This window comes from Cupriavidus necator A5-1, assembly GCF_000744095.1.
GTDB lineage: Bacteria > Pseudomonadota > Gammaproteobacteria > Burkholderiales > Burkholderiaceae > Cupriavidus > Cupriavidus necator_A.
The window spans coordinates 1,222,980-1,236,878 of the sequence record NZ_JQLI01000008.1 but is presented as its reverse complement, the minus strand read 5'-3'; the positions used below and the strand labels follow the sequence as shown (position 1 = coordinate 1,236,878).

Genomic DNA, 13,899 nt, shown 5'->3' with positions numbered 1-13,899 from the left:
CGGGAGGCTGGCAGGAACCCTGCCAGGCGTCTCCAGGGGCACTGCGCCGGTGCGGTAGAATGCGCGGTCAACATCCACCGCCTGGCGCCGTGGGCAACGCCGGCGGCCTGTCGGTTTGTCCGACCTGTGCGCCGCCTTTACGTTCCATGAGAGTCTCGGCCGTCATCATCACCAGGAATGAAGCTCACAATATCGGGCCATGCCTCGAAAGCGTGTCCTGGTGCGAAGAGGCGATTATAGTGGATTGGGCTAGCACGGATGACACTGTGGCCATTGCGCGTGCAGCCGGCGCCACAGTAATCCAGACCGAGGCGTGGCCGGGCTTCGGCCCGCAGAAGAACCGCGCGGTCGAGGCCGCCAGCGGCGACTGGATCCTGAGCCTGGATGCGGACGAACGCGTAACGCCGGCCCTGCGCGACGAAATCCTCGCGCAACTGCAGCAGCCGGGCGCGCAGGCGCTCGCCCTGCCCCGCCTGTCCGCGTTTTGCGGCACCTTCGTGCGCCACGCCGGCTGGTATCCCGACTACGTGACCCGCGTCTTCCGCAAGGGCCGCGGCCGCTTCACCGATGACCTGGTGCACGAGCATCTCAAGGTCGACGACCCTCTCGTCCATCTGAAAGAACCGCTGGTCCATTACAGCTACCGCTCGCTGTCGGACGTGCTGCGCAAGATCGACGCCTATTCCAGCGCCGGTGCGCAGCAGGCCTACGCCCGCGGCAAGCGCAGCTCGGTCGCGTCGGCCGCCGGCCACGGTCTGTGGGCCTTTGTCCGTACCTATTTCCTGAAGCGAGGCTTCCTGGACGGCAGTGCAGGCTTCGGCGTGGCGCTGATGAATGCGCAGGCAAGCTACTACAAGTACGCCAAGCTGGCGCAGCTGCACGCTGCCGCTGCCGCAGATGCCAAGCCCGCCCCCTGACGCGGCCGCCCTCATCCTCCACTCCCTCCATCGATGAAAGTTGGCATCTCCTGCAATCGCTTCGGCGCCGGCGGCGGCCTGGAGCGCTATGCGCTCGACATCAGCCGCGCGATGGCGGCCCGCGCCGGTACCGAGGTGTCGGTCTACGCGCGCCGCTTCGATGCGGGCGTGGCGCAGTCGGCCGGTGTCACGCCCCATCGCATCGTGGTCTCGTGGCTGCCCGGCAAGCTGCGCGACCGCTATTTCTCATGGCGGCTGCAGGCGCGCCTGCCCGCCGACGAAGTGCTGATCGGCTGCAACCGCGTGCGCGGTTCGGACATCGCCATTTGCGGCGGCACCCACCGCGGATACCTCACCGCGCGCGGCACGCCCCCGCGCCGCTCCGACCAGTGGCAGATCAACCTCGAGAGTGCGCAGTACGCCGGTGCGCATCGCGTGGTGGCACATTCGGCGTTGATGCGCCGCGAGGTGATCGAGCTGTACGGGATCCCGCCGGACCGCGTGGAACTGATCTATCCGCCGGTCGACACGCAGCGCTTCACGCCGGTCGACGCCGACGCGCGCGCCGCGTTGCGCCACGAGTTCGGTTTCGGCGACGACGAGGTGGTGTTCCTGTTCCCGTCGTCAGGCCATGCCCGCAAGGGTTTCGACCTTCTCGCCGACTATTTCTCGAAATCGGACCTGCCGATCACGCTCGCCGTGGCCGGCCGCCCGGTCGGGCGCAGCATCCCGCGGGTGCGGGAGCTAGGCTACAGCAGCCGGATCGACGCACTCTACCGCGCCGCGGACTTCACCATCCTGGCCTCGGGCTATGAACCCTTCGGGCTGGTCGGGGTGGAATCGGTGCTGTGCGGCACGCCGCTGGTGTTTGCCGACAATATCGCCTGCCTGGAAGTCATCCGGCCGCAGGCAGTGCATGCGTTCGCGCGCGATCGCGCCGATACGCTTGACCGCGCGATTCGTGCCGCGGTCGACGCGGCACGCACCGGCCAGGGTCGGCTGGCGGATCCGATGGCGATGCTCAACTACGATCCGGGCATCGAGGCCCACGTCGACGCCCTGCTGGCGCTGGCGGCCAGCGCGCGCGCCGCCCGGCAGGCGGCCTGACACCACCGCTGCCGTCGGCTTATTCGTAGACGGTGCTGACGCTGTCCGGCGACAGCGCCAGCCGCAGCGCGGTCAGCGCCTCGTCGGACGGCACCACCTTCCAGTCCGGACCGAGCATGGCCTCGCACGAAGCTGCCGCGGCCTGGTAGTGGATGCGCACCGGCAAACCCTGCACGCCGCTGGCGCGGGCCAGGTGCGGCGTCAGCAGTTCGCGCAGCATCCCGGTCGACGAATTGCCGTTCATCGCCAGCCGCACGGCGCTGGCAAACCGGGTGCGAGCGGCCACCAGGTCCATCACCGACTCCGCCGTAAACCGCACCCCGCCGGTAAACGTATCGTGCCGCGCATTCCCCGTGGCGATCAGCAGCTCGTCCTCGCGGAACATATTCCGGTTGGCGTCGAACAGCTCGTTGAACACCGTCATCTCGACCAGCCCGGTGCCGTCGTCCAGCGTCACGATCAGCATCTTGCCGCGCTGGGTCATCTGCGTGCGGATGCCACTGATCACGCCGGCAATGGTCTTGCCGCGCACGTCGCGGCCGAAGCCGCCGCCGTTGCCCTGCACTTCCTTTTCCAGCGCGGCCAGCGTGCCCTTGTTGAAGCGGCGCACCTCGTCACGGTAGGCGTCGAACAGGTGGCCTGAGAAGTAGTAGCCGAGCGCCTGCTTTTCTTCCTGCAGCGTGCGCTTGGGGCTCCAGCGCGGCTCGTCGAGCAGTTCGGGGCGGTGCGCGTCGCCGCCATCGCCCATCAGGTCGAACAGCGACACCTGGTTGGCCGACTCGGCCTTCTGGTCGGCGGCCTCCATCGCGATCGGCACCGAGGCCAGCAGCTGGGCGCGGTTGTCGTTCAGGCTGTCGAAGGCGCCGGCGCGGATCAGCGCCTCGATGGTGCGGCGGTTGACCTGACGGCGGTCGACGCGTTCGCAGAAATCGAAGAGATCCGTGAAGGGCCGCTCCTCGCGCGCGCGCAGGATGTCTTCGATCGCGCCCTGGCCGCTGCCCTTGATGCCGCCCAGCCCGTAGCGGATGGTCTTGCGATCGGTCGGCGCGAAGCGGTATTCGCTGGCGTTGACGTCGGGCGGCAGCACCGCGATCTTGTTGAGCTTGCAATCCTCGTAGAGGATCTTGACCTTGTCGGTGTCGTCCATGGCCAGCGACATGTTGGCTGCCATGAATTCGGCCGGATGATGGCCTTGAGCCAGGCCGTGTAGTACGCCAGCAGCGCATACGCGGCCGCGTGCGACTTGTTGAAGCCGTAGCCCGCGAACTTCTCCATCAGGTCGAAGATGTCGTCGGCCTGCTGCGCGGAGAGGCCGTTCTTGTCGGCGCCCTCGCGGAACATCACGCGATGCTGCGCCATCTCCTCGGGCTTCTTCTTGCCCATGGCGCGACGCAGCAGGTCGGCGCCACCGAGCGAGTAGCCGCCGATGATCTGCGCCATCTGCATCACCTGTTCCTGGTAGACCATGATGCCGTAGGTCTCTTTCAGGACGGGCTCGACGCGCGGATCGGGATATTCCACCTTCTCGCGGCCGTGCTTGCGCGCGCAGAAGCTGGGGATCAGGTCCATCGGGCCCGGTCGGTACAGTGCCACCAGCGCGATGATGTCCTCGAAGCGGTCAGGCTTGGCGTCCTTGAGCATGCCCTGCATGCCGCGGCTTTCCAGCTGGAACACGGCGACCGTGTTGGCCGTCTTGAGGATGTCGAAGGCGGGGCCGTCGTCGAGCGGGATATGGCTGCAGTTCCAGTCGGCCTTGCTCGGATCGAGGCGGCGGATATAGCGCTCGGCCCAGTCCAGGATGGTCAGCGTGGTCAGGCCCAAGAAGTCGAACTTGACCAGGCCGGCGGCCTCGACGTCGTCCTTGTCGTACTGGCTGACCACGCCGCTCATGCCGTCGTTCTGCGCGCCCTGCGTGTACAGCGGGCAGAAGTCGGTCAGCCTTCCGGGCGCGATCAGCACGCCGCCGGCGTGCATGCCGACGTTGCGGGTCATGCCTTCGACGCGCTGTGCCAGCTCCAGCAGCTGGCGTACTTCTTCCTCGTTGTTCTCGCGCTCGGTCAGCAGCGGCTCTTCCTTCTTGGCCTCCTCGATGGTGACCAGCTTGCCCGGCTTGAACGGGATCAGCTTGGCGATGCCATCGACAAAGCCATAGCCGAGGTCGAGCACGCGACCCACGTCGCGCACCGCGGCCTTGGCCGCCATGGTGCCGAAGGTGGCGATCTGCGATACCGCGTCCTTGCCGTACTTTTCCTTCACGTACGTGATCACGCGATCGCGGCCGTGCTGGCAGAAGTCGATGTCGAAGTCGGGCATCGAGACCCGTTCCGGGTTCAGGAAACGCTCGAACAGCAGGGCATACTTGAGCGGATCAAGATCGGTAATGCCGAGCGCATACGCCACCAGCGAACCGGCGCCCGAACCGCGGCCCGGCCCCACCGGCACGCCGTTGTTCTTGGCCCAGTTGATAAAGTCCGCCACGATCAGGAAGTAGCCGGGGAAGCCCATCTTGATGATGGTGCCGGTCTCGAATTCCAGCCGTGCGTAGTATTCCGGGCGCTTCGATTCGCGTACCGCCTCGTCGGGGAACAGCACCGCCAGGCGCTTCTCCAGCCCTTCCTTGGCCATGAAGACCAGGTAGTCGTCCAGCGACATGCCGTCGGGCGTGGGGAAAAGCGGCAGGCGCGGCTTGCCCAGTTCCAGCGTCAGGTTGCAGCGGCGCGCGATCTCGACCGCGTTCTCCAGTGCCGAGGGGATGTCCGCGAACAGCGCGCACATCTCGTCCTGGGTCTTGAAGTACTGGTCGGTGGTAAAGCGCCGGGTGCGGCGCGGGTTGGCCAGCAGCTCGCCTTCGGCGATGCACACGCGCGCCTCGTGCGCGGTGTAGTCGTCCGGCGTCATGAACTGCACCGGATGCGTGGCGACCACCGGCAGCTGCAGCTCGGCCGCCAGTTGCACGGCGTGCTGCACGTAGGCATCGGTGCCGGCATGGCCGGCGCGCTGCAGTTCGATGTAGAAGCGCTGCGGGAACACGCTCGCCCAGTGCTGCGCGGCGCGGCGTGCGGCGTCGGCATTGCCGTTGGCGAGCGCCATGCCGATATCGCCGCCCATCGCGCCCGACAGCGCGATCAGGCCGGTTGCCAGCGGCAGGTCGTCCTCGCCGGGCTCGAGGAACCAGGCCGGGTCGATCTCGGCGCGGCCGCGGTGCTGGTTGCCCAACCACGCGCGCGACAGCAGCATGCACAGGTTCAGGTAGCCGCGGCGGTCCTGCACCAGCAGCAGCAGGCGCGACGGCTTGTCGCGGTCCTCGGCGTTGGTGAGCCAGACGTCGGCACCGACCACCGGCTTCACGCCCTTGCCGCGCGCCTCCTTGTAGTAACGGATCAGCCCGAAGGCGTTGGCGAGGTCCGTCAGGGCGAGCGCGCCCATGCCATCGGCGGCGGCGGCCTTGACGGCGTCTTCCAGGCGGACGATGCCGTCCACGATGGAGTATTCGGAATGCAGGCGGAGGTGTACGAAGCGGGGTGCAGACATGGGCGACATTGTACCGGCTCGGCCCGCTTGCCGGCCTCCAATATTGCGTGCAGGCCGCGCGTGGAGGCCGCATCGCAAAGCTGATCGGGGTGCTTGGGAATGCGCGGCAGGAGCGCCCGGGCGCGTTATAATTTCGCCTTTCCAATCAGGCAGTTATCGCAAGCCGTCGGCGCCCTCCCGGACGCGGCCGTGCGCGCGCAGTCTCTCATGCAGATCGTCAACATTTCCGCTTACAAATTCGTCTCGCTGGACGACATCGAGACCCTGCGCCCGGCCATGCGCGAGCGCTGCGAAGCGGCAGGCCTGAAAGGCACGATCCTGCTCGCGCCCGAGGGCATCAACATGTTCCTGGCCGGCCCGCGCGAAGCCATCGACGTTTTCATGACCTGGCTGCACGCCGATACGCGCTTTGCCGATATCGCACCCAAGGAAAGCCTGTCGGAGAACCAGCCCTTCAAGCGCATGCTGGTGCGCGCCAAGAAGGAAATCATTACCATGAAGATGCCGCTGATCCGCCCCGAGGCGGGCCGCGCACCTTCGGTGCGGCCGGTCGATCTGAAGCGCTGGCTCGACCAGGGGCACGACGACGAAGGCCGTCCGGTGGTGATGCTCGATACGCGCAATGACTTCGAGGTCGCGGTCGGCACCTTTGAGTCGGCGGTCGAGTACGACATCGCCAAGTTCAGCGAATTTCCCGAGGCCGTTGCCGCGCACAAGTCGGAGCTGGAGGGCAAGACCGTGGTGTCGTTCTGCACCGGCGGCATCCGCTGCGAGAAGGCGGCGATCCATATGCAGGAAGTCGGCGTCGAGCGCGTGTACCAGCTCGAGGGCGGCATCCTGAAGTATTTCGAGGAAGTAGGCGGCAGCCACTATCGCGGCGACTGCTTTGTCTTCGACTATCGCACCGCCCTGAACCCGAACCTGGAGCCGGCCGGCCCCAAGCAGTGCTTTGCCTGCCGCGCGGTGGTCACGCCAGAGGAGCAGCAAAGCCCGCACTACGTGATCGGCGAGAGCTGCCCGCACTGCGTCGGCAGCAAGGACAAGGCGGCGGCTTAAGACTCGCCTGGCGGCGGCTTGGGATTCGCCTGACGGCTCAGGCCGCCAGCAGGTGGTAGAGATTGCGCAGCATGCCCGCGGTCGCGCCCCAGATAAAGCGGCGGCCGCCGTCCTCGCGCGGATAGGGCATGGCGTAGAAGATCCGTTCGCCGTCGACCCAGCGGAACAGGCGCCGCTCATGGTGCGAAGGGTCCATCAGGAAGGCCAGCGGCACTTCGAAGACATCGGCCACTTCCGATGCGTCCGGGCGCAGCGTAAAGCCGTCGCGCACCAGGCCCACCACCGGGCTTACGTGGAAGCCGGTGCCGGTGATGTAGTCCGGCAGCGCGCCGAGCACTTCAACGTAGTCGCGCGCCAGTCCCACCTCTTCTTCCGTCTCGCGCAGTGCCGTGTCGATGCGGTTGGCATCCCACTCCTCCTGGCGTCCGCCCGGGAAGCTGATCTGCCCGGCATGCGCGCTCAGGTTGGCATTGCGCTGCGTCAGCAGCACCGTCAGGCCATCGCGCCGCTCCACCAGCGGCACCAGCACGGAGGCGTCGCGCAGCCCGCGGCTGCGGTCGTAGACGCGCGATTCATCGGTCAGCTCCGGCGCCCAGGCCGGGGGCACCTCGAAGCGGTGCCGGATAAAGTCCACCTGCAGCCGCGGCGCGCTCAGGGCGCCGTTGCGCAGATCGGTGTCGATGACGGGGAGGGATTCGGGATCGAAGGCGGGACGCATAACAAGCGCAAGTATGACAGAAGCGCGCGTTTCGGCGCCGCAGCAAAATCCGCCGCGCTCGTGGCCGCGTTGCCACGGCACCATGCAAAAAGGGCACCGTAAGGTGCCCTTCCTGAGGAAACGCTGGCCGGGCTGCCCCGGCCGGCATGTCCAGCTTACTGTGCAGCCTTGGCAGCGACAGCAGCCTTCGACACCAGCTTTTCCTTGATACGTGCGGACTTGCCCGAACGCTGGCGCAGGTAGTACAGCTTCGCGCGACGCACGTCGCCGCGACGCTTCACTTCGATGCCGGCGATCAACGGCGAGTACAGCTGGAACGTACGTTCCACGCCTTCACCCGACGAGATCTTGCGCACGATAAAGGACGAGTTCAGGCCGCGGTTACGCTTGGCGATCACCACACCTTCATAGGCCTGCACGCGCTTGCGGGTACCTTCCACCACGTTCACGTTGACGATCACGGTGTCGCCAGGTGCGAATGCGGGGATGGTCTTGTTCGCGGTCAGACGCGCGATCTCTTCCTTCTCGATCTGCTCGATGATGTTCATCGTTTTTTCTCCGTAACCATCGTGCCGGCGTTGTATGCCCCAGGCATTGCCCGGGCCCCGGCAGAGGATGGGGTTTTACCTAGCGGGAGTTTCCCCCCGCCCTTCCTTCGCCGCCCATTCCGACAAGAACTTCTCGTCGGCGCGGGTCAGCAAACCTTGCTGGCGAGCGGCCTCGATCAGGTCGGGGCGCTTGCTCGCAGTATTGGCCAGCGCCTGCTGGCGCCGCCATTTCTCGATCTCGGCGTGATGGCCCCCGAGCAGGATCTCGGGTACCCGCACGCCTTCATATTCTTCCGGCCGCGTGTAGTGCGGACAATCCAGCAGGCCGTTGACGAAGCTGTCCTGCACCGCGGACTGCGCATCGCCCAGCACGCCGGGCAGGTGCCGCACCACGGCGTCGATCAGCGCCATCGCCGGCAGTTCGCCGCCCGACAGCACAAAGTCGCCGAGGCTGATTTCCTCGTCCACGCGGCGGTCGATCAGCCGCTGGTCGATGGCCTCATACCTGCCGCACAGCAGGACTAGGCCCGGCCGTTCGGCCAGTTCCATCACCTTGGCATGCGACAGCGCCTTGCCCTGCGGCGACATCAGCACCACATGCGGCTTCGGCACGCCGGCCTGCGCCTGCGCCGCCACCGCGGCATCGATCGCATCGTCCAGCGGCTTGGCCAGCATCACCATGCCAGGGCCGCCGCCATAAGGGCGATCGTCGATGGTGCGATAGTTGTCGACCGTGAAATCGCGCGGATTCCACGTGCGCAACGCATACCGCTGCTGCTTGGCTGCCCGGCTGGTAATGCCCCAGTCGGTCAGCGCGCGAAACATCTCGGGAAACAGCGTGATCACATCGAACTGCATCCGCTCTCTCCCTTCCGAACCCCGCACCGCGAAGGCACGGGTTCAGTAATCGAGCCCCCAGTCGACCACGATGCGCTTGCCTGCGGTATCGACCGAGCGCAGGAACGCATCGACAAACGGGATCAGCCGTTCACCGGCCTTGCCGTCAGGCTGCACAAAGGCAACCTGCAGGATCTGGTGGGCACCGTTGTCGATCAGGCCGGACACCTCGCCCAGCAACTCGCCTTGCTCGTTGCTGACGGTGCAGCCGATCAGGTCGACCCAGTAAAACTCATCTTCTTCCGGCGCCGGAAAATCCGCACGCCGGATCCACACGCGACGGCCCTTGAGCGCTTCCGCAAGATTGCGATCGGCAACGCCACTGGCCTGCGCCACCACCGTGCCGCTGTGCTCGCGCGACTGCGCGATCTTCACGCAGAGCGACTGGGCACGCGCCGCGTCAGCTGCCACCAATCCCGCCTGCGGCGGCGCCAGCAGCCACCAGCGGCGGGCATGCAGCAACGCGGACGCGTCATCGGCATGCGGCTGGACCTTGATCCAGCCACGGATGCCATAGGCCGCGCCGACGTAGCCAACCTCTACCAGGTCTTCCGGCAGCGGATCGGCATACAGCAGCGCCGCAGGCAGTTTCTGAGCCTTTTGCGGCTCGCCCTGGGGCCGGTTCAGCGGCCGGGGTGCGGCGCCCTGTTTGAGTTCAGTCACGTGTGCAATAAGAACGCGCCTGGCCTCACCAACGGGAGAGGCCAGGCGCGTTACAGGCAGCTATCGGGCGATCAGGCAGCAGCCTTGGCGCCTTGCTTGACCAGGCGGGCAACGGTCGGCGACAGCTGGGCGCCAACACCTTGCCAGTAGGCCAGGCGGTCTTGCGCCAGGCGCAGGCCTTCTTCACCTTCCGTAGCCAGCGGGTTGTAGAAACCAACGCGCTCAATGAAACGACCATCGCGACGGTTGCGCGAGTCGGTGGCGACGATGTTGAAGAACGGGCGCTTCTTGCTGCCGCCGCGAGCCAGACGGATAACGACCATGGAGTAATTCCTCAGAAAACGGAGTGTTCGAGGACGTTCGAACACGAAACACAAGAGTATAGCCCAGTTCCCGAGGCCAAACAAACACTTAGGTGATTGACGCGCGGTGGCGGTGCAGGCATCGTGGCAAAAACCGCGACAGGAGGCCCGACATGCGCCCGGCTCTGCACTTCATGGTTAGCGCCGTACGACGTATGTTCGTGCTCGGCATTGTACTGCTGGCGGGCGCGTCCGCCCTCCGGGCGCTGGCGACCCTGCCGCTGGACCAGGTCCGGTTGCCGCCGGGATTCCGCATCGACCTGGTGACCGATGACGTGCCCGGCGCGCGCGCCATGGCGATGTCGCCGTCCGGCACGCTCTTCGTTGGCTCGCTCAGCGAAGGCAAGGTCTATGCGGTGAGCGACCCGCTAGGTGGCAAGCCGCGAGTACGCGTGGTCGCGAACGGCCTGCGCGCGCCGGCCGGGGTGGCGTTCCGCGACGGCAGCCTGTACGCGTCCTCGGTCTCGAAGATCGTGCGACTGGACAATATCGAGTCCCGCCTCGACGACCCGCCCGCGCCGGTGGTGGTGAGCGACCGCTTCCCGACCGAAGCGCACCATGGCTGGAAATTCATCGCCTTCGGGCCGGACGGCTACCTGTACGTGCCGGTCGGCGCGCCGTGCAATGTCTGCGCGCCGGACGAAAACCGCTATGCCAACATCATGAAGATGAAGCCCGACGGCAGCGACCTGCAGGTGGTGGCGCGCGGCGTGCGCAATACCGTCGGCTTCGACTGGCACCCGGCCACGCGCGAGCTCTGGTTCACCGACAATGGCCGCGACCGCATGGGCGACGACGTGCCGGACGACGAGCTGAACCGCGCCACCGCCGCCGGCCAGCATTTCGGCTACCCGTATTGCCATGCCGGCAACGTTGCCGATCCGGAATACGGCAGCAAGCGCCAGTGCTCGGAATTCGTGCCGCCGGTGGCCCGCCTGGGCGCGCATGTGGCCGCGCTAGGCATGCGCTTCTATACCGGCACGCAGTTCCCGCCGGCCTACCGCAACAGCGTCTTTATCGCCGAGCACGGCAGCTGGGACCGCAGCGAGCCGTCCGGCTACCGCGTGGTCAGCGTAGCGCTGGACGGGTCCGGCAAGGCGGTGCGGCAGGAGGTGTTCGCGCAAGGCTGGCTGCGTGGGCGCAAGCCGTGGGGACGGCCCGCCGATGTCCTGGTTGCGCCCGACGGTTCGCTGCTCGTCAGCGACGACCTGGCCGGCGCGATCTACCGGATTCGCTATACGCCGTGAAGCGGCCTGAGCTCCCCGGAAACCCGCGCGGCGCGGGGCCTGACGGGGGCCAGCGGGGCCGAAACAATCCGTTACACCGGTAACGGGATTGGCATAGGCGGCCTGATGGCCCATGCGTACCATGAACCCATCTTCCAACAGCATCAAAGCGCGACAGGAACCTGGGAATCCGCATGCTCACCCGCTCTCTCCTGCGCGACCTGGTGGCTGGCATCCTGGTGGCCTCGGGCCTGGTCGGCGCGGTAGCCACCAGTCATGCCCAGGTCGCGTTCTGGCAAAAGGTCCGCCCCGAGGCGCGCCCCGCGCGCCTGCAATCCGGCGATGGCTGGCAAGTGGCCAGCGTGCGCGCCGAAAGCCGTGAACACGTGCAGGCCCAGATCGACCGGATGGAGGCACGCGCCCGTGCCGACGACCGCCTGAACGGACGTCGCGCGGCGCTGTCCGGCGCGCGCGACGACAACCGCGGCCGGGCACCGGAGCGCGCCAATCCGCCCAACGAAGCCCGCAACGACGTCCGCCCGAGCAACGTCGGACCCGGCTGGCAGGCGCGTGGCCGCGAAGGTGGCCGCTAGCTGCCTGCGGTGGCCGCCCCCCCTCGCGCGACTTTCCCCATTAGGCGGAACTCCGCCCCCACTTTCCATGTCTCTACATAAGTGCATGCCCCGCTTTCCGGGTGCCACGCACAGGCTGCCGCCCGGCGCTGCCCGGGGCTAACAGCGTGCCGTCCAGTGCAGACGGCAATCGAACTGACCTGCCTCTGCCCGACACCTCCTGTCGGACCCGATCAAGACGGCTCGGGCGCAGCCTCCAGAACGACAATAATTCTGTGAGGTTTGTCATGTCACCCCTGTTTAGCGACCTGGCCGAACACGCTGGCCAGTTATCGCTGTCAATCCTGTTCATGGGCATCCTGACCCTGGTCCTCTACGGGGAGACCCATATCAGCGAGCATGCGGCCCCCTTCATCAAGATCCTGCTTGACGGCTGGCATTAGCGCCGCCCTGCGCGTCTTCTGACGCACCTCCCCTCCTTGCGCTGACTGCCGGCGTACAATGTGTGCCGGCCGGTACCCGTGTGCCGCCGTTCCTGTACCGGCGCACTGCCGGCCTGCAACCGTCCGATATCCGACCATGCCAGCAGCCACGCCCGCCCGCCACGCCTCAACGCTCGCTTCGCCGCCCACCCGCGGCAAATCGAAGCTGCTGACCGTGGCGCTGGCGTTCCTGTTCGGCAGCCTCGGCGCGCATCGCTTTTATCTGGGCGGGCTGCGCGACCTGTACGGCTGGGCTCACCTGCTGGCGCTGCTGGCGGGCGTCATCGGCGTCGCCTCGATGGCGGCCGATGCAGGATCCCCTGCGCTGAACTGGACCTTCGCCGTCGCCGGCGGCGCGTCCGTGATCGGTGCGTTCCTGGCCGCCATCGTCTATGGGCTGCGCCCCGACGACAAATGGGACGCGCGCTTTAACCCCCATGGCAAACCCACGCGCTCCGGCTGGCCGGTGGTGATCCTGGTGATCCTGTCGCTGCTGATCGGCACCGGCCTGCTGATGGCCGGGTTGGCGATCAGCTTCCAGACCTTCTTCGAATCGCAGGTCGAGGCCGCGCGAGCCCTTTCGCAGTAGCAACGGCGGCGGCGAAGCGCGCGCCATGTACTTCGACCTGCTCGACGTCGCCGTCTTCGCCCGCGCCGCGGCGCTGGGCAACCTGTCGGCGGCGGCGCGCGACCTCGGCCTGTCCACCTCGACCGCCAGTGCCCGGCTGGCCCGGCTCGAACAGTCGCTGGGCAGTCGGCTGCTGCATCGCACCACGCGGCGGCTGGCGCTGACTGCGGACGGCGATCGCTTCCTGCCGCATGCTGAACAGCTGCTGGCCACGGCGGAACTGGCCGGGCAATCGGTCGGCACCAGCGCCGAGCACCCGCGCGGGCAACTGCGCGTGACTGCACCGGCTTCGTTCGGGCGCCAGCATGTGTCGCCCGCCCTGCCCGATTTCCTGGCCTCCTATCCCGACATCACGCTCGACCTGCGCCTGACCGACCAGGTGATCGGGTTGGTCGATGCCAGTATCGACGTGGCGCTGCGCATGGGCGTGCTGCCCGATTCCACGCTGGTGGCGCGTCCGCTGACGCCCAGCCGGCGCGTGATCTGCGCCGCGCCCGGCTACCTGCAACGCCACGGCGTGCCGCGCCATCCCGACGACCTGTGCCAGCACAACTGCCTGGTACTGGCCGACCAGTCGGCATGGCGCTTCGACACGCCGCTGGGCGAAACCGTGGTGAACGTGCGCGGCAACCTGCGCGTGGACAACGGCGAAGTGATTCGCGATGCGCTGGTGGCTGGTGTCGGCATCGCGCTCAAGTCGACCTGGGACGTGGGACCGCTGTTGCGCAGTGGCGAACTGGTGACGGTGCTGGACGAATACCCGGTGCTGCCGGCCGTGTCGATCTGGGCGGTGTTTCCGAGCCGCCACCTGGTGCCAGCCAAGACGCACGCCTTTGTCGATTTCTTTGCCGCGCGCTTCGGCAATCCGCCCTACTGGGACCGATTGGACACGGCCTGACGCCTTGCGCAAAGCACATTTGAGCGCGATCAAGGCGGGCGCAATCGATAGTTCCGCTTTGGCGCAGATCGCCCATACTGGAAAGACCGCCCATTCCCGGCGGCACCACGCCCCGGCGAAGCATGGCTTCGGCGGCGCAAAGGAGCACAGACCGACATGCCGACCTATGAGGAAGGACGCCTGGCGGCGATCGCCGTCCGGCTGGCGCTGTCCTCAGGACTGTCGCCATCGAGCGCCAAGGCCGCGCTGGACCTCGCTAGCAGCATGATCAGCGACCAGCAGGCAACCGAAGCG

Annotated in this window: 13 protein-coding genes and 1 pseudogene; 8 read left to right on the top strand and 6 right to left on the bottom strand. The window is 67.0% G+C overall.

Features of this window, described 5'->3' with window-relative positions; translation table 11 throughout:
• The first annotated feature begins 146 nt into the window (after positions 1-146).
• Together K307_RS29830 and K307_RS29825 are read left to right on the top strand one after the other, a co-directional pair.
• A complete protein-coding gene (locus K307_RS29830; RefSeq protein ID WP_042884518.1) occupies positions 147-917 on the top strand; it encodes a glycosyltransferase family 2 protein in 771 nt (256 codons plus the stop codon).
• Between the two features lie 33 nt (positions 918-950).
• Complete coding sequence (locus K307_RS29825) at positions 951-2,024, top strand: glycosyltransferase family 4 protein (protein WP_042882493.1); 1,074 nt, start codon at positions 951-953, stop codon at positions 2,022-2,024.
• Between the two features lie 19 nt (positions 2,025-2,043).
• Here K307_RS29825 and dnaE read toward each other — a convergent pair.
• A pseudogene (dnaE, locus tag K307_RS29820) lies at positions 2,044-5,555 on the bottom strand (DNA polymerase III subunit alpha).
• 207 nt (positions 5,556-5,762) lie between these two features.
• Between dnaE and K307_RS29815 the strand changes: the two are divergent.
• On the top strand, positions 5,763-6,611 hold the full coding sequence (locus tag K307_RS29815) for a sulfurtransferase (RefSeq protein ID WP_042882491.1): 849 nt from the start codon (positions 5,763-5,765) through the stop codon (positions 6,609-6,611).
• A gap of 37 nt (positions 6,612-6,648) precedes the next feature.
• Here the strand turns inward: K307_RS29815 and K307_RS29810 are convergent, their stop codons facing one another.
• From K307_RS29810 to rpsP, 5 genes are all read right to left on the bottom strand, one after another.
• Positions 6,649-7,329: a CoA pyrophosphatase gene (locus K307_RS29810; RefSeq protein ID WP_042882500.1), complete on the bottom strand. Its 681-nt coding sequence runs from the start codon at positions 7,327-7,329 to the stop codon at positions 6,649-6,651.
• 155 nt (positions 7,330-7,484) lie between these two features.
• Positions 7,485-7,877: a 50S ribosomal protein L19 gene (gene rplS, locus K307_RS29805; protein WP_013955882.1), complete on the bottom strand. Its 393-nt coding sequence runs from the start codon at positions 7,875-7,877 to the stop codon at positions 7,485-7,487.
• A 75-nt stretch (positions 7,878-7,952) separates the two neighbouring features.
• Positions 7,953-8,735 carry a tRNA (guanosine(37)-N1)-methyltransferase TrmD gene (trmD, locus tag K307_RS29800; RefSeq protein ID WP_042884517.1) on the bottom strand — a complete coding sequence of 261 codons (783 nt, stop codon included), beginning with the start codon at positions 8,733-8,735 and terminating at the stop codon, positions 7,953-7,955.
• Between the two features lie 42 nt (positions 8,736-8,777).
• Positions 8,778-9,401 (bottom strand): ribosome maturation factor RimM, encoded by a 624-nt coding sequence (rimM, locus tag K307_RS29795; RefSeq protein ID WP_051975463.1) that lies wholly within the window; start codon positions 9,399-9,401, stop codon positions 8,778-8,780.
• 107 nt (positions 9,402-9,508) lie between these two features.
• Positions 9,509-9,760, bottom strand: coding sequence for a 30S ribosomal protein S16 (gene rpsP / locus K307_RS29790; RefSeq protein WP_042884516.1), 252 nt, complete (start codon positions 9,758-9,760; stop codon positions 9,509-9,511).
• A 152-nt stretch (positions 9,761-9,912) separates the two neighbouring features.
• Here rpsP and K307_RS29785 point away from each other — a divergent pair, with 152 nt between their 5' ends.
• The 5 genes from K307_RS29785 to K307_RS29770 all read left to right on the top strand — a co-directional run bounded on the left by K307_RS29785 (position 9,913) and on the right by K307_RS29770 (position 13,605).
• Entirely contained in the window at positions 9,913-11,046 is a 1,134-nt protein-coding gene (locus K307_RS29785) for a PQQ-dependent sugar dehydrogenase (RefSeq protein ID WP_042884514.1), read from the top strand.
• A 173-nt stretch (positions 11,047-11,219) separates the two neighbouring features.
• On the top strand, positions 11,220-11,618 hold the full coding sequence (locus tag K307_RS29780) for a hypothetical protein (protein WP_042884512.1): 399 nt from the start codon (positions 11,220-11,222) through the stop codon (positions 11,616-11,618).
• 266 nt (positions 11,619-11,884) lie between these two features.
• Positions 11,885-12,040, top strand: coding sequence for a hypothetical protein (locus K307_RS48610; RefSeq protein WP_022533913.1), 156 nt, complete (start codon positions 11,885-11,887; stop codon positions 12,038-12,040).
• 136 nt (positions 12,041-12,176) lie between these two features.
• Entirely contained in the window at positions 12,177-12,668 is a 492-nt protein-coding gene (locus K307_RS29775) for an NINE protein (protein ID WP_042884511.1), read from the top strand.
• A gap of 25 nt (positions 12,669-12,693) precedes the next feature.
• Positions 12,694-13,605, top strand: coding sequence for a LysR family transcriptional regulator (locus K307_RS29770; protein ID WP_042884509.1), 912 nt, complete (start codon positions 12,694-12,696; stop codon positions 13,603-13,605).
• Positions 13,606-13,899 lie beyond the last annotated feature (294 nt).